The organism is Paenibacillus sp. V4I5, from assembly GCF_030817255.1.
Classification (GTDB): Bacteria; Bacillota; Bacilli; order Paenibacillales; family NBRC-103111; genus Paenibacillus_E.
This window is the reverse complement of sequence record NZ_JAUSZB010000002.1, coordinates 3,062,161-3,081,773: the sequence shown is the minus strand read 5'-3', so window position 1 is coordinate 3,081,773 and position 19,613 is coordinate 3,062,161. Positions and strand designations below refer to the sequence as shown.

The window sequence follows — 19,613 nt, the reverse complement described above, 5'->3', positions numbered from 1 at the left end:
TATCTCTACGGAATATATAAAGCATAAATATCCCTGAAAGTAGTGCCCCATAGTTACCCTTACAGTAGTTATTGAACGAGTGTATGTGGGGGAGTTTGGAATAAAATTGAATGATGAGTTTGTTGCTAAAGATCGTATCATGCACTGCTACATGGCCGCGGATCGTGTAGATCAATTTGAAATAATACTGAGCGGAAGAATGGACACTATAAAAATTACAATTTAATAGGGAAAGCAGTAGAAGAAATTTTAGTTTCATAAACGAAATTAAAGTACCAAACTTCAAAAAGGCACTTACAGATTAAGCTAACGGAAAACGATAGTTCAGCAACTGGCAGGTGGGTCCGGAAATCGACGGTATAGAAAACAAGAGAAAATCAAAGAAAAAAGAAGCTTGTCCCTCACTGGGAAAGGAGCTTCTTTTTGTATTGTTCCATGGAAGGTTAATCGGCTGCCAGGGACTAATCGAATCTAGTCGGATTCTCGGCTTAAGCCTTTTCAGTATAATGGATTGCGCGGCCACATTTAGATGATTATGTAAACTTTTAATCGTAAGTGCAACTATTATTCGTGGTTATCGTCTAACTATTAGTATTACTGGATAATAGTGGATTTTAGGAAAAGGAGATAAATTTAAGCATGCTTATGCATAAAGCTACGGTTAAGGTTATTTTGTTGGTAACGATCCTAATAATATCCGGTTGTAAGGATAAAGAAAGTGCAGTGAAAAAAACAGTTTCTGCCGATCCCAGCCGTCCAGACATTGTTTTAATTGGTTCTGAAATTGAAGGTATATATTTAGCCGATGCTGCGCGGGAAGAAGGTCTTTCAGTGGTTATTTTGGATCCAAGAGAGAAACCAGGTGGGCAATTAATCCAAGGGCAAATGTTATACTTGGACGAACCTCAGTCGGATAGTGGTAGATCGCTTCTTCAAGGTAAAGTGAAGACACTATTTGATGCTTATAAAGACGGCAGTATCCGCAAATCTTTGGAATTTGAGTCTTATTATAATAAGCTCATCGAGGGTATTCCGATGGAATCAGGCATTACCATCACAAAACTTGAGGTTGCAACTGATTCGAGTACATCCCTAAAGCAGATCAACCAGCTTCACTATCGCACAAAAGATGGCCAGGAAAAAAGTATTACCGCCAAATATTTTGTAGAGAATACAGATTTTGCAGCGATGACAAGCCGTTTGGGGCTGAGCCGCATTCAGGGGGTAGAACTTGTATTTGGTGGGGCTAAGGATTATATGGCGTCTTCGCTTATGATGAAGTTTAAGAACGTTGATTGGAATACCTTTAAAAAAGAAGTAAACAACTTGAGTCGAAAAGAAATTGAGGAAAAGTACGGTAGTGGTACGACCGTTACAGAAATGTTTACTTGGGGATTCAGTAAAGTAGGAGCCCGATATAAGCCAACCACTTCAGAAGTTTTCCTTCGTGGTCTTAATACAGTGAATCAGCTAAACGGTGAAGCAATGATTAACGCACTGCTCGTCTATAACGTAGACGCTGCGAATCCAGATAGTCTTCAAAAGGCAAAGGAACTAGGGAGAAGTGAAACCGCACTGGTACTTCAACACCTTCGTAAGGAGTTACCTGGTTGGGAAAAAGCAGAGCTGAACGGTTATCCCGATTATTTATATATAAGAGATTATGACCGATACGAAACGGAGTATGTACTTGAGGCTTCAGATCTAATGAGCGGTAAGACCTTTTGGGATAACGTAAGCATTGCCGGATACCCGCTCGACCTACAAGGGACACAAAACTCTGTATGGGGAAGTTCTAAAGGAGATCCTGATTTGTACGGCATGCCACTACGGTCTTTTATATCAAAAGGATTTAAAAATGTAATTGTTGCAGGAAAAAACGTTGGGGCAACCGGACCTGCGTATGGTAGTGCCCGAATTCAACCTAACACTGCTCTGGCCGGAGAGGTTATTGGCTATTTGCTAGGTTATATTGAGGATAAACATGAATTGACACTCCTTACTAAGAAGCAGATGAATGACTTTCATGAGTCGCTAAAAAAGAGAGGTCTAACCATTTCCGGAGTGCAAGGTAAAGATAAAATCAAACACCTGACACCGGAGCAGTTGGAAAAGCTTAATCGGGGTTCTTTTGTAGTGAAATAGTTAGTTCCTTATAACACTATTAATATTGTTGTTTGGGGTGATTGGTTGAAATATGTTAGTACGCACTTTCATCATCATTCATATTATTCTTTTCACAGGAATAGGTTGTTCCAGCCAGAAAGAAGATCAAACTATAACAACGGTCATTGATTTATTCTTCAATGCTATACAAGAAGAGAATAATAAACTGAATCTTTTAAAGCTAACTGAGAAAAATAGTCCTGCCGAGAAGATTTTTACAGACGAGCCATTTTACATAGGTAAGCTGATTGAAAAGCCGATAAATATACTTAAAGCAAACAATAAAAATGCTGTTGTGGAGGTCAGTTTTTTGTACAATGATGGATTTCATTCTTTAGACCAAGGAAATCATGATTCAAATGAGGTCATTGTAATTACTTTGATGAAGAAGAATAATGAGTGGAAAATATTAAATGTAGAGAAGTGTGAAAAGACTACCTAGCTCACAAACAGTTCATAACTGTAGCAATACATTCCTGTCGCAGCCGCTTTTTTGCGTCTATCAAGGGTGCTATGTAATCATGGTGTCCGATGGAAATAAAGTTTTAGACTGGCCGTGGGCGTTAAACTAACGGGCAGTTATCTTCAACAAGTGGAATATAATAAAAGGTGAAAAGACGAAAATGGAGGTGGAAAATACAATAAAAATAGAAGCTGTTTTTATTGATAGGGATGGAACTATTGGTGGTTCTAATGAGGTTGTTTATCCTGGAGAGTTTGAATTATTCCCTTTTACACTTAAGTCAATGGAAATGTTGAAGAATGCTGGAATTCTAGTTTTCTCTTTTACAAACCAACCAGGAATAGCTCGTGGAGAAGCACAGTTGGATGATTTTTTAATTGAACTTAATTCATTTGGCTTCAACAAAATTTACATATGTCCTCACCAACATGGAGATGGTTGTACATGCCGAAAGCCCTCACCAGAAATGCTCATTAAAGCAGCAAAAGATAATAACTTGGAATTGAAGAACTGTGTAGTTATTGGCGATAGATGGACTGATATGCTTGCAGCCGAACAAGCGGGATGTACGAAAATTTTGGTGAAAACGGGATCGGGTGAAAAAGATCTGTCAAAATACCAAAATAATCAATTCTTTGGTAAATGGCTTGAGGCTGCCCCAGACTATGTAGCAGAAGATTTATTGGATGCAGTTAACTGGCTTTTAAAATAATTTGCTCCTGAACTCCCATGAAAATTAAAACTGCAGTCACTGAAAAAGGCAATAGTAAAGAAGACGCAGCTCATTCATTTTTTAAAAAGGTTGGAGCGCCCGAAATAAAGAGGTATTAGTTTCTTTAAAGAATTAGGAGACTTCTGAAATGGTCACAGAATAACCTAAGCTTTCTAGTCGTCGAACCGCGTACTTTACAATAGATTGTTGCTTCTGCTTGTCAAAGTAATCTTCACCTAAGTCAACATACATTTCCTTACGAGTTAAGAGATAGTAAGCAATTCTTAACATTGCGTGAGCCACATTGATGGCTGCTCGTTTTTTTCCTTTTCGTGCTGCTGTACGTCTATACATGGCGCCGAGATAGTTTTTTGACGCTGCAACAGAATGGGCTGCTTCAACTAAGGCAGATTTCAGATATTTGTTTCCGTTTTTGGCTTTGACAGATTTCCTTTTTCCTGCACTTTCGTTATGTCCAGGTACTAGTCCTGCCCAGGAGCAGAAATGCGCAGCGCTCGGAAACTGCTTTTTAATATTCGTCCCGATTTCCGCTAAGATTTGTTGCGCCATTCGAGTGGCTATACCAGGAATCGAATCTAATCGTTCGACGTCGTCATGGAATGGGGTTACCCTTATAGCGACTTCTTGATCTAGCATCTCGATCTGTTCACTTAAGAAATCAATGTGAGTTAAAATGGTTTTTATCATTAGGCGTTGGTGAGGGTGTACATAGCCTTGGAGAGCGAGTTCAAGATCATCCTTTTTTCGCTTCATGGTGCGTCTAGCGAACTTCGCTAGTTTTTCAGGATCATCTTCACCATCCGCAATGGCACGCAGCATATCACGGGAAGAAACGCCCATAATATCGGACACAACTGAGCTTAGCTTAATATTTGCTCCTTCTAGCACTTTTTGAATTCTATTGTGTTGTCTGGCTCTTTCTTCAATGATACTGCGACGGTACCGAACAAGTTCTCGAAGCTCTCGTTGATTTCGATCTGGAATGAAACTTGCTTTGAGGAGTCCATGACGAAGAAGCTTGGCAATCCATTCCGAATCTTTGACATCTGTTTTACGTCCAGGCACTGCTTTCATATGCTGAGCGTTCACCACTAAAAATTCAATTCCTTCAGCTTCAAGTAAATTGACAATAGGTTTCCAAAATACCCCTGTGCTTTCCATAGCAACGTGAGTACATTCATGTTGTTTAATCCAATCAATTAGTTTTAATAGAAACACAGTTTTAGTTGAAAACGTTTGAATCTCCTTTCCCTTTGACGTAAGAATACATGCTGTAATGTTATCCTTATGAATATCCATACCGCATGCTCGTTCAATGACAACTTCCATCTTTAAAACATCCTCTCTATGGCTAAATCAAAGTAGAGGCTGGTGCAACAATCAGAGTAGGATTAATCTCCCATGAGTGCTTCCCGAAAGGGAGCGACAATCTGTGATGCACCGTGATCGTTGGAGTCAGACTAACGGATGGGCTCTATGGCACCATAGTTCATCGACCTTCCTCTCCCAGCCATAGTAGCAGTATTGACAGATTTTTCACCCCATTTTCATCATCTGTGGTGCGGCGCTTGCGCTGCATGTATGGCTAACGGGTAAGTATGACAAGTTCTGCTATAAGCGCCAAACAGCGTGAAAAGCAGGAGATTACAAGATGTAATCTTAACTTTACATCCAAGGATGGGAATGACGGAACCATGTATCCTGAAACCATCCCGCCAATACTCCTGCGCGCGTCATGTTTAACAGAACATGTGGTTTGAAGTACAGGTAGATTCGGCAGAATGAAGGCTAGAGCCGTCCTAACAGAAAAGGTATGCCAACAGATATGTCGCGTGGCTGAAAAACTGAATATGGTGAGAATGTTCAAACAGACTGAACTGACGAACTTCCGAATGTACAGGTCTAAAGTTAGAGCATATGGAAACATATGCACCATCAAACGATGGGGTGAGCGGCGTAAAGTAAGAATTTTTCCTATGAAATACGCTATGCCGAACAATGGCGGCATTGGTCTCACAGGCTTAGAGGAAGCACCTAAGTCCAGAAAGAATAGCTAGGATGTAAGGGACTTGGAAAGCAAGGGACGTTACAACAAGGGCTGTTACCCAAAACGGTTGTTATAAGGCACATGCCGAAATACATTAATCCTTGTGAGGGCAGGGGCACGACTGGTGAATCTCCTGTAATGGGAGTGGAGGAACAGCCCCAAGTCTAACTGAAAAGAAAAATTGTTTTCCAAGCGTGAATTGCACCGATCAGGTAGGAACGTGGGGACATCAATGGATGCCACAGTGCAAGCTACTAGGATGACAACCCGTCAATATCCTTGAGTAACGAGGAACTTATGATTTAGTAAATTCAGTTAGAGGGAACGCCGGATGCCGGGAAACTGGCACGTCCGGTGTGGAGCAGGGGAAAAGCTGGAGATAACATCAAATGCTTACCTATTGCAACCGATAGTTAAATAACCAGGGAGCAGATCGCCGCGGCCGGCAGCTGTTCCCTTTTTCTTTGAAGTAACGGGAGTTTAGTTTAATCAACAATTCGCTAGCTGAAACAAGGGAAAGTGAAAATCAGCTAGAATATGTAAATAAAAATGAATATTCAGGGGTGAATATGTTGGAAGTAAAGGCTGTCTTTTTTGATTTGTTTGAGACACTTATTTCAGAATATGAAAACGGTAAAAGAAAGGCCCCGCGTTCAACCCACTTCGTAGAACAGCTTGGGATAGAATCCAAATTATTTGATAAAGAGTGGAATAAGAGACAGGAAAAAAGAATGGATGGTACTTATTCTGATTTTCCTTCAGTGCTAAGTGAAATCTTTAATTATCTCGGACATGAGGTTACCGACGAAAAAATTAATGAAATACATAAAGAACGTGTTATGTCCAAATCTATACCTTTTGGCAGCATAGACAATGAAATTTTAGAAATGTTGGACCAAATAAGAACGTCGGGATTGAAAATCTGTTTAATTAGCAACTGTACGCCAGAGGAAGTATCAGCATGGGATTCCTGTTCCATAGCAAAATATTTTGATGATGTTATTTTTTCTTTTGCTGTCAAAACGGCAAAGCCTAATTCTTCTATTTATCATCTTGCCTGTCAAAGAATGGATGTCTCCCCATCTGAATCATTATTTGTTGGTGATGGAGGCTCCAATGAGCTAGAAGGAGCTGCAAGAATTGGAATGAGGGCTTACCATGCTACATGGTTTATTCCGACTTTTAAAAGTGAAAAAATTACGGGTTTTCCCAAGTTAATAAAGCCATTAGAGTTGCTAGAATTAATAAGAAATTAATGTAATAATCAAATTGCTTTGACAGCCCCTAGGCTATTTTGGTGACAGATTTCGTTGGAAATTTAAACTCGGAATAACCAAACTAAGAACGATAGTTGAACAAACAAGGAGCAGTTTACGCTGAAGCTGCTCCCTTTCTTTATTACGCTAACGGATACATTTGTTCAATAACAAATCAGGACGAGACTGCCGGCATGAATAGGCAGCCTCGTTAAAGTAACGGGCAGGATAACTTAAAAATAGCCGATAAAGATGACTCAACTGTTCTGAACGGGCTTTAATGTTGTAAAATATTACAAATAGTCAAGATGGAGGTGTAAAAATTGCCGCGAGTTCTGCTTGTAATAATTTCAGTTATTTTTGTAGTTATTTTAACTGGTTGTAAAAATAATGAATCATCTATCACAACTTCGGTTTGGAAAGAGTCGGGTAATGTTGAATTAACAACCACAAATGAAAAGGGAGAACAGATTAAAGCTCAGTGGATAGGAGAACAAGGACGATTAGCCATAAGCAATAGCCCGTTCTATGCTGGTAAAAAACAGAAGTATATGTGGCTCCTATGGGGTGATCAAGAAGAATTGGTAGGTAAAACACTTAAAGTGACTGCAATCAGTGAAAATGGCGACGAAGAAACGATTTGGGAATCTAATTTAGGAGGAACTAACTGGGGTGCAACGGCATCTAGTCCCTCTAGTCTCGTTTTAAAAACAAATGGACTGTGGCAGCTTAATGCCTATGTTGAAAATAAGCTTCATGGAACCATAATAGTTAAAGTCTTATGATACTGATGGTGTCAACCCGAAACGTGAAAGTACGAGGTGTGCGCAACTGTATCCCTATCATGATTGAACTAACGGTGAACGTTACTTAAATAGGGATCGCCGGCTGCCGCGTAGTCTGACGGTCCCTATTTTGCTGAAAATACGTTAACGTTTTAACCGGAATATAGGTTATGAGCAAGTTAACCTTGAAAAGGATTTCTTTAAAACAGAGTATCATAGAGTGACTTTTGTTAAAAGTGGGTTTAACGGTATTACGGTCAATCTGGAGCCAACTCCCCAATATTAATTGGATTAGGTTGTGTATTGGATGTCTGATTATCAGCGCAGAGGTGTCTGGAAATCCTTGTTAGTGGATTGGTCAGTCATAGATAAATACGTTGATTTCTATCCCAAAAAGGTTTATAACTTATATTAGAGTTATTATTATTAAGAACTTATTATAAATTGAATGGAGAGGTTTAAATGAACTCTATGGATGCTGCTAATTCAGGAAAATGCCCGTTCTCGCATGGAAGCACTGGAAGCGCTTCAACGCACAAATCTAGTGGTACGACGAATAGAAACTGGTGGCCTAATCAGTTGAATTTGAACATTCTCCATCAGCATGACCGGAAAACGAATCCTTTAGGAGACGATTTTGATTACGCAGAGGAATTTGCAAAATTAGACTATCAATCGCTTAAGCAGGATTTAACTGCTCTCATGACTGACAGTCAAGACTGGTGGCCAGCTGACTACGGACATTATGGTCCGTTCTTTATTCGTATGGCTTGGCACTCCGCAGGTACATATCGTACAGGTGACGGCCGTGGAGGTGGCGGAACCGGAACACAGCGTTTTGCTCCCCTTAACAGTTGGCCGGATAACGGCAACCTTGATAAAGCTCGTAGATTACTATGGCCGATTAAACAAAAATATGGCAACAAAATCTCTTGGGCCGACTTGTTCATTCTAACTGGTAATGTCGCTATTGAATCGATGGGCGGCAAAACATTTGGTTTTGGCGGCGGACGTGCTGACGTGTGGCACCCAGAAGAAGACATCTACTGGGGTATTGAAACGGAGTGGCTAGGGGATAAGCGTTATACAGGTGATCGCGAGCTTCAGAATCCGCTTGCTGCCGTTCAAATGGGACTTATCTATGTGAATCCAGAAGGTCCTAATGGCAATCCAGATCCACTTGCAAGTGCTCGTGATATTCGCGAAACGTTCAAACGGATGGGTATGAACGATGAAGAAACCGTTGCACTCGTAGCCGGTGGACATACATTTGGTAAAGCACATGGTGCAGGCGATGCTGCGCATGTGGGTGCAGAGCCGGAGGCTGCTGCTATTGAAGCACTAGGCTTAGGTTGGCTCAGCTCGCACGGCTCCGGTAAAGGCCGCGACACCATCACCAGCGGAATTGAAGGTGCTTGGACAGCGAATCCGACACAGTGGGATAATGGTTATTTTGAACTACTGTTTGGGTATGAATGGACGCTTACGAAAAGCCCAGCAGGCGCAAATCAGTGGGCGCCAGTCAATCCTGTTGCAGAGCATCTAGCTCCTGATGCAGAAGATGCATCCATTCGTGTTGCGACGATCATGACTACCGCAGATATGGCATTGCGTGTGGATCCTGCCTACGAGAAAATTTCTCGTCGTTTCTATGAGAATTCAGATGAGTTTGCTGATGCATTTGCTCGTGCATGGTTTAAGCTTACTCACCGTGACATGGGTCCTCTTGCCAGATATTTAGGGCCAGAAGTTCCTGAAGAAGTTCTCATCTGGCAAGATGCTGTGCCGGCTGTTGGATATACGTTAACAGACGCACAAGTAGAAGATCTTAAAACAAAAATTATAAACTCAGGCCTTACCGTCAGTGAACTGGTAACTACAGCTTGGGCTTCGGCTAGCACTTTCCGTGGTTCTGACATGCGTGGCGGCGCAAACGGTGCTCGTATCCGTCTTGCCCCACAGAAGTACTGGGAAGTGAACCAACCTGCACAACTGACTAAAGTGCTTACGATCTTAGAAGGTATTCAATCAGAGCTTGATGCTGAAATGAGCCTCGCTGATCTGATAGTACTTGGCGGCAGCGCCGCGGTGGAAAAAGCTGCCCGTGATGCAGGCTTTAACGTAACTGTTCCTTTCACTCCTGGACGCGGTGATGCAACACAAGAGCAAACGGATGTAGAAAGCTTCGCAGTGCTAGAGCCAATCTTTGATGGTTTCCGCAATTATCAGAAGAAGAATTATAGCATCAGCTCAGCAGAGCTTCTAGTAGACAAGGCACATCTGCTCAACCTGACTGCTCCGGAAATGACAGCTCTTGTTGGCGGTATGCGTGTATTAGGTACGAACTTCGAGGGAACCAAACACGGCGTATTCACCGAACGTGTAGGCACACTCACCAACGATTTCTTCATTAACTTGCTTGATATGAACGTACAATGGAACCCAGTAGGCGGAGATCTATTTGAAGGACGCGATCGCAAGACGGGTAAAATCCTGCGTACAGCGACTACTGTTGACCTTGTATTCGGTTCAAACTCCATTCTGCGTGCCATTGCAGAGGTATATGCGCAAGACGATAACCAAGAAAAGTTTGTGCGCGACTTTGTAGCTAGCTGGGTTAAAGTAATGAATGCGGATCGTTTCGATCTGAAGTAAAACGCACTTATAACGTAAAGCAAGGAGCAGTATTTAACGACAAATACTGTTCTTTGCTATAGTTTTATTAAAGTTCAAAAAGGAAAATAAAGGAAAAGAGGGGGATCATAATGAGTAAGGAGACGATATTAGACCATATGAAAGAAAAAGGGCTGCGTCTTACTCCACAGCGCGTTCATATCGTCGAGCTCTTATTCGAATTGTCACATCCGACAGCGGATCGGATTTATACCCTGATGACCGAGAAATTTCCTTATGTCAGTCAAGCGACAGTCTATAACACGCTAAAGAAGTTGAAAGAGATCGGAGTCGTCAAAGAGCTCACGAATGGCGACAAATCCAGTAACTTTGAAGTCAACGAAATGGAACACTGGCATTTCAATTGTAAGGTTTGCGGTGAGATCTACGATTTGGAGCCGGCAAAGACCGAAGCATTGATGGCAGTCGGTAACCAAAAAGGTGCGTTCCAGGTTGAAAGCTATCAGGTCGAGTTTTATGGCGTATGTGCGAAATGCATGTAGTCTTTGTGAGAAAACCACAGTATGCAACAGCCAGTTAAGATTTAACAGGCTGCTGCATGCTGTGGTTTTTTTAAATGTTATTTGAACTTTAAGGAACTTATTTAAAATGTCCCCGTGTCTTTTTGTCTTTCCATCTTTCATCTACCTTCTGGTTAGCAGACTGATACCTCGCATCAACGCTGATCCGATACTGATTGGTCGTATTTTTGAGTGAGCAGTGCAGCAAGAACATACCGAAATTAAGCACATCGCCAGCTTGGAATTCCGTGGTCGCCCACTTACCGCCAAGGATATATAAGGAATATGAATAAGGCAAACGAGAAAGAGTAGTAGGACCCAGTTCTTTTAACAGAGAGCTCCGGTAGGTGCAAAGGAGTAAAGAAACGTCTGACGAACATGGTCTCAGAGCTGTGCATCGAACCCTCCCGGTGAGGTAGTAGGCCGCACCGGGCGCACCCGTTAACGTGCCAGGGTATAATCACCTCATGCGGTGACTGACGTACCTGTAGAGGCCGGTCACCGTGAGGGATCGGTAAATTTAGGTGGAAACACGTGAGCAACAGCTTTCGTCCTTTTCGAGGACGAGGGCTTTTTTTGTTTTCAAGAGTTTAGTAATCTTGATCACGTCAATTTCTGGTTGATCTAACTGACGGGGGAGCTAAATAACAACGCCGAACGGTAGTCGCGTTACGAACGGGCAGGTTAGTGGAGAAATATGTTAAAATTGGATGGTGGTAGATGAGAGTTAGCCAGCCGATTAGGAGTATGAGGCCTCTAATCGTGAAGGAGGGGAAAGCAAATGAAAGATAAACTTGAAATAAAAATGGCAGTCGATAGTTTCAAGGACACAGATTTGATGTTATATCTCAGGCTTGCATTAAAGCAAATTAGATTACTGAAAGAGCAGGAAGAAGGGACAGATGCTGAGTTGATTGAGCTGAACGATGAATTGATGGGAGATCAAGAAAAAAAGGCGTTCTGGGATCCTGATCCAGGTTGCACGCATGTGCACATCGTTGTTGGCGAGTCCTTTGCAGGTGGTATGAAGCAAGCACTCAAAGGAGTCGGATGGACGGAAACGCACAAGCTAATTACGATGAAAGAGAATTACACCATTGGTCCACTCGGCAATCTGGACTCGACAGAAGGGCGAAAGGCACGGAGCGACTGGTTTCACGAGAATATCACGGAATCATTCGAGACTTACATTCAATTTGAAGAAGAGTACAACGATCTGCTATACAAGTTGGAACAAATTCCGGAACAGGCAGAAGTAATTGTCTGGATCAGCCGCAGTGTACGTGAGCAGATAGGGATGCGACACGCGATACACCTGCTGCGCAATAAACGAAACATTATTAGTGTGTGTGATGCTTGCGCGACATGTGAAGAGCTTTACAACCGCCCGGACGCCTTCATCGAATATAGGCACTCAGGTGAAATACCGCCGGACAAGCTTCAGGAAGCGCTTATCCGTATGAACGGTAACAATAAGTTGGGCACTGCTGATATGACGCTGCTGGCAAAGGAATGGCTGGCCATTTCGGATCAAGGCGGAACGTTGCGTAATTGGCAGGATGGTGTAGTGTTCTCTGTATCTGTCGATTATTACGACCAATACTTGCTTGAGAAACTGGACGATCTGAAGCCACCCAGTGGCAATAACGGATTTCTGATATCCCCCCGTCTGATTGGAGAAGCTATTGCTTATTGCGAACAGGATATCGGTGATTCTTATTTTGAATACCGACTGAGAGAGATGATTTATGACGGTATCCTCGAAATCAAAGGCATTCCTGAAGGAATGAGATTTTACAGCATCCGGCGAAAACAGCGGGCAGAAAAATAAATTCAGGTAGTACAATATTATGGAGTCAAAATATGGAATTATTGCGGAGGTGGAAAATCGTTAAATACAAGAAAACGATAATTTACATTCAACTAATCGTCTTTATTGGATTGATCGGTGTCATTTTTATACTCTTAAATCAACAATCTCATAAAGAAAAAACAAACAAAAACAAGTCAATTATTATTAACCTTGACCAAGTGGATTTGGATCGTGTAGATGAAATGGTGAAAAGATTTAATGAAGGTAAAGGAGATAACTTAATGATTATTTCTCCGACAATGGATAGCGGTCCATTGATTCATGACGTAAATTCAAATGGTAAAGAAATAAATTGGATAGTTGATAACACACGAGACGCATGGAGTACAGACAAAGGCAAGACGGAATATGTCTGTAAATCAATTCGAATGAATGAAAGAGACGATGAGTTCTTTGATGTTGCATTGTCTAAATGTAATAACTTCAAGGAAGATGAGCAACTGAGGCTAATATCATTTAGAAAAGAGATATTATAGTTGATGCTTAGAAGAAGGCATTATCTTCTGATAACATACACTAGCGTGGCTTAGATTGATTAGTCAGTTGAAAATTGTATTGAACTAACGAGGAACTATAGCTTAATAAGTCACCAGTGAAGGCAGCCGTGATCAAGAGGCTGCCTTTTCCCCGCTAAAGGGCAGCATAGCATGGTAGTAAATGATAGTAAAGTGGAGGTTATCGGGAAAAGTTTATGTTAAAATAAGGTAATTAGGAGCATATTGGAGAGGAGTTGTGATTGTTGATTAGAGGCATCACTTTTGAAATTCCTAACGAGTATGGTCATTGGTTGGCAAAAATTCTAAAATCAATTGATTGTTCTAACTACAATTGGTTTATTGGGTCTGTTGAAGGTTATACATTTGTAAATAAAGAGTTAGTTGAGATATTTCCTAATAATATCGAAACATTAAATGGCGATTTACTAGTTAACTATATCGGAACCGATACTCCACAATACATTGTTCATGCTGATCTTAAAGCATACCCTCTAGGGAAACAGCTCAAAAATTTAAAAACTTTCGAAGATTTTCATGAAAGCGAATGCCAGTTTGTTTTACTTATCGTGGATTGTACATATACAACTATTTACTGTAAGAACTCCGAAGCGTTAAACAATTTATACTCAAATGCTGAGAAGCTAGGTGTAAATTCATTGACTTACATATCGGAAGAAAATGATTTCCGAACACGGTTAAGTGTTTGGTGAGATAATACGACTTATCTCATTCAACTAACGCAGAACGATAGTGAAGGAGCTTGCCTCGCGGCAGTTCCATTTTTTCATTCAAAGCGCTTATGTTTGTGTCGCCGGTCAGCTACAGCATAGAAGCGAAGCTAAAGCTTTTAACTCAGATTGGGAAATTTGGTTTAACCAATTTAATGGAACACGACTCCTTTAGATATAGAAAATAAAGCAAGGCAATTAGCAGCTAAGTATGGATATACTATCAATTTTTAGGTGAAGAGTGTGATAAGATGACATTTTATTCGTTTTCTTCTGACGAAGGTAAAAAGAAGAAGTTCGCTACAGGAGTCAAAGTTGTTCTTAGACCTCCCTCTTTTGAGGATATCCATTGCAGTGATTGTGGCATTCACTGGAGAAAAACTGTTAATTCGGAAGAAGGAAAAGCTCAATTTGTTTTAACAAATAACCACTATGCTGATTTTCTGTATTCGTCAGATGGTTTGTTAATATCAGAGAGGGCAATTGAAGTTTTTGACCTAGAAGGTATTTCCGGATATTCAAAAACAGAGATTATAGTTTCTTCTCCGAAAGAAACTCCTGCCGAATTTCAAAGACTTCTCCGTTTAGCAGGGGAGAACGTAAAAAAGATGCCGGAGAATCCCCCTCAGTACTACATGGTTATGATTAATGGTTTGATTAGTTTGCATCAAGAACAAAACCTGAAATTTATCCATTGTAACAAGTGCGGGTTGGTTAGAGCAGTTTCTCCAGGATCGAGTTTCATAAATACAGATCATAACCTTATCATTGATGCTTCTTCATGGCGGTGTGAGGATATTATGAATACTAATTATCCAGCGAGAAACGTCTGTACCGAGAGGTTTATTGAAATATATCATAAGCATGAACTTACAGGTTTGATATTTAGCGATCTAACAAGTAGGTAAGATCATTTCTGAACTTTGCAATGAGGTGGCTCCTGATGTATTAGAGGAGTCATCTTTTTTTGCTCATTAATGGTTGGTATTCCTCGCGCCCTGTTGAAAGTGCTAGTTGCGATTTAGACCATCATGGCCCAGAGATCGTTTGTCAGAAATTTGGAACCGAGTCAATGAAACTATGCTGGTGTACTGGGGTTGGGTTCCGTTAGTTACGCTGGTACTGGGCCAAGGCTAGAAAGTCCCCAGAGGGGTTTCCCTTGGGGGCATTCAGATGATGCCGGTTTAACACAGAATCTTTCACCACATAAACTGAGGCTTTTATGCTCACATGTCTGAAGAAGCAAGGAATTGGCGATGCACACATCCAACATTAATCAGGTCATGAGAGCGGGAAGTCATTAGAGGTGTATTCGAAGCGGTGCCAGCTACGCTGGTACTACCCTGGCGGAACCCCTAAAACGGTTATTGACCTAAATACAAACCCCCGTTCACATGGATCACCTGTCCAATCACATAAATGGAATCGCCGAGCAAACCTCTATCATGTTGTTAAGATGATCTTCAATGCAGCGGTACAGCAAATTGTACTTATCGGTGAAATGCAAATAAAAAGTTCCGCGGTTCAAGTTCGCTCGATCAGAAATATCGTTAACGGTGATCTGTTCGAAATCCTTGTCTGCCATTAACTCAAATCTTTACCGATAATAGACCGCGAAAATCGCGGTTTTTTTATTTATCGGTATAACATCTCGCGGAAGTGCCATGACAAGAATCTGTACCTATTGTCGCGGAGACAAATAAGTTGTATATCGTAAGAGTTGCCGCTTTGCAGCCCTTCGCTCCGCTAACGGGCAGTTTAGCGTGGTGGCGGCATGTGCTTAGACAGTAATATTTGGACGACTGTCCAATAATAATGTGTGGGGAAAGGTTTTGGGTTACGAGAAGAAATAGCAAGCAATTAATTTGAGGTATTATCTTAGGCTGTCTTGAATCGGTAGCCTTTTCGTTTTTGGATAATAAGGGTAGCTTTGGTATCTGTTATTATTTGTTTAGTTTATCGGCTGAATATTGGAATATATTGTATAATTAATTATATTAACTGGAATTAGTAAATTATTCATAAAGGAGGATGTAATGCGATTAATAGCGAGTGTTTTGTTCATTTTGCTATCCTTAACTGGATGCATAACAGAGAAGCCCGTTCCTGAAAACGAGGAATGGGAAATTAGTCCTTTGTTTGGATGGAATAATACACCGACCAAAGTTGATATGTCACATGATTACATTTCGACTACAGCAAATATTTTCGGTATTTATAATGAAGAAGGATCAAATATGGGGAGAGCCCATTTATATTGCAAACCGTTTACCTCAACAATCAGCAGCGCTGATGCAGGTTTAAACAACCTGTGGTTCTATAATTACTCCGACCGTATAGCAAAACGAGTTTGCAGATTAATACTGCTCTGCATGAAATCGGACACTTTATCGGTCTGGGACACTCAACAGTTGCTCCAACAGTGATGTGGGCAGACGGACTTTATAAGGTTATTGATGATAAAGGAACGACCCGGAATCTTAGACGAGATTCTGTTGATCCAACGAATGAAGACCAGACGGGTAGTGTTCCAGGAATCGATTATGCCGTTGAGGTAACTACAGTTTTAAAAGGGAATGTCGAACCGAATAGCAAAATTAAAGTAGCCGTGCCTGGAGGAAGCTACAAAGGAAAAACTGATAAGTTACAAGCTACTTTAACAAAGAATGGAGAGTATATCTTTGCATTAGCTCCTTCGCCATCAAATCCTTGAAGTTATTACGGAATGATTGAACCTTATATTTTTCAACTGAAAAACAATAAGGTTGCTGCTATTACCAACGACGAAAAAATCAAGGCTGATTTTAAGGAAATGAATATGACTGTAGAAGAGCTGACCCAAAAATTTAATAAACCAAATGAATGGATGAGAAAGACAGACAAATTGCATTTGCACATGATCAGGGAGAACGATACGGTGATGTTCATGCCGTATATACAGACGCATGGCGCAACGGCCCAAACCACAGAGGATTCCCGATCCGACCCCATTCAAAACAAAAAAACACGAATCATGCATGTTGCCATACATCATTCGTGCTTACTGGCGGATCAGCCAAACCTGATACGAATTAGTTCTTTTTATTGTCAGCGGCAGGAATTCCAAAAACGGGTGTTCCTTCTTCGCTCCATGCTAATTTCTGAGCACGCGCATGTCGGTTAGGGTCATAAAGCGGATCGCCTTCAATGACTTTATAGTTTCTTGCATGATAGACAAAGATATCTTCGCTTCCATCTGCTGAAACTGTAAAGCAATTGTGTCCCGGTCCGAATTGACCTGTCTCGCTATTGCTTTGAAAAACAGGATCTGAAGCTTTGCTCCAAGAGCTTGGCGCCAGTAAATCACTGTCTTCATCGGCCATCAACAGCCCCATGCAGTAGTTAAAATCAGTCGCGCTGGCCGAATAACTGATAAAGAGCTTCCCATTCCTTTGAATAACCGCAGGCCCCTCGTTAACAAGAAAACCAATCGTTTCCCATGCTAATTCCGGCTTCGAAATCATAATCTGCTTCCCTTGCAGCGTCCAAGGATTTCTCATAAGGTCGATATATAGATTGGAATTTCCCTCAATTTGAGGATCATTCTGCGCCCAAACTAAATATCTTTGATTTTGATGCTCAAAGGTCGTGGCGTCTAATGAGAAGCTGTCCCAGGCTGTTCGGATTTGGCCTTTCTCCGACCATGTTCCCTCCAAAGGATTGGCGGAATTATTCTCAAGCACGAACATGCGATGATCAAACATCCCATTTATCGTATCTCCCGATTTGGCGGCGGCGAAATAGATGTACCATTTGTCCTCGATTAAATGAATTTCAGGCGCCCAAATATGCGAGCTCATTGGGCCGCTATCCGGCTTTCTCCATGCGATCACGGATGGAGCAGCGGCTAGATCCTGAATATGCTCAGCCCGTCTGAGCTCAATGCGATCATACTCCGGTACCGAAGCGGTGAAATAATAATAGCCATCCGTATGCTTATAGACCCAAGGGTCGGCGCGCTGCTCAACGATGGGATTGCAAAAATCCTCTGTACGTATATGCTTCAAATCATTATTCATTTTGTATGAACCTTTCTCTCCCGCAATATCATTCTATTGTATTGAAAACTATCCTTTTACAGCCCCTGCGGTCACACCACCTATAATATATTTCTGAGCAAATATATAGAACAGCATGATGGGAACCATCGACATCAGAATTGCTGCAAAAGCCATATTCACCTCGGACGTATACTCGCCGAAGAACTGAAATTGGACGAGCGGCAAGGTCGATACCGCTTTCTTTTGCACGATAACCATCGAAACGACAAAATCGTTCCAAGCGCCTAACGCGCTAAGCACAATAATGGTCATATTAATCGGCTTCAACAGTGGGAAAATAATGCTGAAAAAGGTCCTGTACCGCGATGCACCGTCGATCGTAGCTGCTTCTTCCAGCTCCCTTGGCACCGTCTTGATAAAACCTACATAAAGGAAACAGAAGTACCCGATTTGCACCCCAACCAACGAAATGGTTAAACCGTGCAGGGTGTTGAGCAGGCTTAAATTGACCCATGTTTTATACAAGGGGAACATAATGACTTGAAAGGGCATCATAATGGATGACATAAATAGGAAATAGAAAAAGTTGTAAAATTTATTGTTATTTCTTGAAATTACATAGGCGCCCATGGAACATACAAGCACAGCTAGAATAACCGTTGCTACGGTTACGATCAGGCTATTCTTCAATGCCATAAAAAAATTAGCGGCTTCAATTGCTTTGGAATAATTCGACCATGCAAAATGTACAGGAAAGCTAAGCGGGGCCTTTGCTGTTTCCACCGGTGTTTTAAGGGAATAGACCACCGCTATATAAAACGGAAATAAAAATAAGGCGGCAACGAGGTACATAACAATCGCTCGAACAATTTTTGTCCATTTGGACTCATTGGATGACTGTTCGTTCAAAACTCCACCTCTTTTCTTCTTAAGTACTGCGTAATGATCAAGGTAATGACGAGGATCATCGCGAATAGTATTAATGCCGACATTTGACCATACCCGGCCTTGAAATAAGGAAATTCATAATTGTATATATACATGGCCATGGTTTCCGACGCTCGACCGGGGCCGCCTTTGGTGGCAACCATTGAATAATCGAATTGTCTTAGCCCTGTTCCCAGCCATAATGGAATGCAATAAGTAAAGGCAGGCATCAGCAAAGGCATCGTAATTTTGAAAAACTGCTGCACTGGATTTGCGCCGTCAATACGAGCGCACTCATACATATCTTTAGGGATCGTTTGCAGCCCGGCAAAGTAAATCACCATCGCCAAACCGGTTTCCTTCCAAATACATATGATGGCTATCCCCCACATGACCGTATTGGGATTTCCTAAAAGCCCACCAGATGTGTTAAAGATAAGCGGATAAATGTCACTGAACACGTAGCGCCAGATCACTGCTGCAAGCACCAGACTAATGACCATCGGCATAAAAATAACGGCTTTCAAAAAATTTACACCCTTAAATTTGTTATTTAGCGCCACAGCCAGAATTAACCCAAACACATTGACGAAAAATGTTGTTATAAATGCGAAAAAAAGCGTATTTTTTAATGGACCAATAACCTCATTATCTTGAAAAAACAAGATGATATTGCGCAGACCTACATATTTATAGTGTTCTGCAATACCATCCCAATTCGTGAAAGCGATATTAATTCCGCGTACAAACGGCACGAGGATAACCAGCGTAAAGAATAGGAGCGCTGGAATCAGAAATGTAAATTTCACGATTTCATCCCTGTATTTTCTCTTCATCCACTCACCCCCGACTTCATTTCCTCTTTCGTATAAATTCCCGGCTCGAAGAGCTCGAGCCGAGAGCA

General features: G+C 41.5%; 17 protein-coding genes. 12 read left to right on the top strand and 5 right to left on the bottom strand.

The window, feature by feature from the left end:
- Positions 1–723 precede the first annotated feature (723 nt).
- The 3 genes from QFZ78_RS15940 to QFZ78_RS15930 all read left to right on the top strand — a co-directional run bounded on the left by QFZ78_RS15940 (position 724) and on the right by QFZ78_RS15930 (position 3,341).
- Entirely contained in the window at positions 724–2,145 is a 1,422-nt protein-coding gene (locus QFZ78_RS15940) for an FAD-dependent oxidoreductase (RefSeq protein WP_307548947.1), read from the top strand.
- A 52-nt stretch (positions 2,146–2,197) separates the two neighbouring features.
- A complete protein-coding gene (locus tag QFZ78_RS15935; RefSeq protein ID WP_307548945.1) occupies positions 2,198–2,608 on the top strand; it encodes a hypothetical protein in 411 nt (136 codons plus the stop codon).
- A gap of 181 nt (positions 2,609–2,789) precedes the next feature.
- Positions 2,790–3,341: an HAD-IIIA family hydrolase gene (locus QFZ78_RS15930; RefSeq protein ID WP_307548943.1), complete on the top strand. Its 552-nt coding sequence runs from the start codon at positions 2,790–2,792 to the stop codon at positions 3,339–3,341.
- A gap of 132 nt (positions 3,342–3,473) precedes the next feature.
- Here the strand turns inward: QFZ78_RS15930 and QFZ78_RS15925 are convergent, their stop codons facing one another.
- Positions 3,474–4,691, bottom strand: coding sequence for an IS110 family RNA-guided transposase (locus tag QFZ78_RS15925; RefSeq protein WP_307548941.1), 1,218 nt, complete (start codon positions 4,689–4,691; stop codon positions 3,474–3,476).
- Positions 4,692–5,978: 1,287 nt separating this feature from the next.
- Here QFZ78_RS15925 and QFZ78_RS15920 point away from each other — a divergent pair.
- The 8 genes from QFZ78_RS15920 (at position 5,979) to QFZ78_RS15885 (ending at position 14,650) form a co-directional block, all read left to right on the top strand.
- Positions 5,979–6,665 carry an HAD family hydrolase gene (locus QFZ78_RS15920; protein ID WP_307548939.1) on the top strand — a complete coding sequence of 229 codons (687 nt, stop codon included), beginning with the start codon at positions 5,979–5,981 and terminating at the stop codon, positions 6,663–6,665.
- A 323-nt stretch (positions 6,666–6,988) separates the two neighbouring features.
- Positions 6,989–7,450: a hypothetical protein gene (locus tag QFZ78_RS15915; protein ID WP_307548936.1), complete on the top strand. Its 462-nt coding sequence runs from the start codon at positions 6,989–6,991 to the stop codon at positions 7,448–7,450.
- A 462-nt stretch (positions 7,451–7,912) separates the two neighbouring features.
- The gene (gene katG, locus QFZ78_RS15910; RefSeq protein WP_307548934.1) at positions 7,913–10,105 is read left to right on the top strand and encodes a catalase/peroxidase HPI; all 2,193 of its coding nucleotides are present in this window, start codon (positions 7,913–7,915) and stop codon (positions 10,103–10,105) included.
- Between the two features lie 110 nt (positions 10,106–10,215).
- Positions 10,216–10,626, top strand: coding sequence for a Fur family transcriptional regulator (locus QFZ78_RS15905; RefSeq protein ID WP_307548932.1), 411 nt, complete (start codon positions 10,216–10,218; stop codon positions 10,624–10,626).
- A gap of 799 nt (positions 10,627–11,425) precedes the next feature.
- The gene (locus QFZ78_RS15900; RefSeq protein ID WP_307548931.1) at positions 11,426–12,475 is read left to right on the top strand and encodes a DUF1835 domain-containing protein; all 1,050 of its coding nucleotides are present in this window, start codon (positions 11,426–11,428) and stop codon (positions 12,473–12,475) included.
- Positions 12,476–12,507: 32 nt separating this feature from the next.
- Positions 12,508–12,993, top strand: a complete 486-nt coding sequence (locus tag QFZ78_RS15895; RefSeq protein WP_307548930.1) for a DUF4362 domain-containing protein — start codon at positions 12,508–12,510, stop codon at positions 12,991–12,993.
- 263 nt (positions 12,994–13,256) lie between these two features.
- Entirely contained in the window at positions 13,257–13,724 is a 468-nt protein-coding gene (locus tag QFZ78_RS15890) for a DUF2691 family protein (protein ID WP_307548929.1), read from the top strand.
- 269 nt (positions 13,725–13,993) lie between these two features.
- A complete protein-coding gene (locus QFZ78_RS15885) occupies positions 13,994–14,650 on the top strand; it encodes a hypothetical protein (protein WP_307548928.1) in 657 nt (218 codons plus the stop codon).
- A 503-nt stretch (positions 14,651–15,153) separates the two neighbouring features.
- On the opposite strand, the gene QFZ78_RS15880 is transcribed toward QFZ78_RS15885, so the two are convergent.
- Positions 15,154–15,327: a TetR/AcrR family transcriptional regulator gene (locus tag QFZ78_RS15880; protein ID WP_307548927.1), complete on the bottom strand. Its 174-nt coding sequence runs from the start codon at positions 15,325–15,327 to the stop codon at positions 15,154–15,156.
- A gap of 765 nt (positions 15,328–16,092) precedes the next feature.
- Here QFZ78_RS15880 and QFZ78_RS15875 point away from each other — a divergent pair.
- A complete protein-coding gene (locus tag QFZ78_RS15875; protein ID WP_307548926.1) occupies positions 16,093–16,455 on the top strand; it encodes a hypothetical protein in 363 nt (120 codons plus the stop codon).
- A 358-nt stretch (positions 16,456–16,813) separates the two neighbouring features.
- Here QFZ78_RS15875 and QFZ78_RS15870 read toward each other — a convergent pair whose 3' ends face one another.
- Genes QFZ78_RS15870 through QFZ78_RS15860 form a run of 3 tightly spaced genes read right to left on the bottom strand, consistent with a single transcriptional unit; the run spans position 16,814 to position 19,545 of the window.
- Positions 16,814–17,800 (bottom strand): glycoside hydrolase family 43 protein, encoded by a 987-nt coding sequence (locus tag QFZ78_RS15870; RefSeq protein WP_307548924.1) that lies wholly within the window; start codon positions 17,798–17,800, stop codon positions 16,814–16,816.
- Positions 17,801–17,848: 48 nt separating this feature from the next.
- The gene (locus tag QFZ78_RS15865; RefSeq protein WP_307548922.1) at positions 17,849–18,691 is read right to left on the bottom strand and encodes a carbohydrate ABC transporter permease; all 843 of its coding nucleotides are present in this window, start codon (positions 18,689–18,691) and stop codon (positions 17,849–17,851) included.
- Positions 18,688–19,545 carry a carbohydrate ABC transporter permease gene (locus tag QFZ78_RS15860; protein ID WP_307548921.1) on the bottom strand — a complete coding sequence of 286 codons (858 nt, stop codon included), beginning with the start codon at positions 19,543–19,545 and terminating at the stop codon, positions 18,688–18,690. Before QFZ78_RS15860 ends, QFZ78_RS15865 begins: the two co-directional genes overlap by 4 nt.
- Positions 19,546–19,613: the final 68 nt, after the last annotated feature.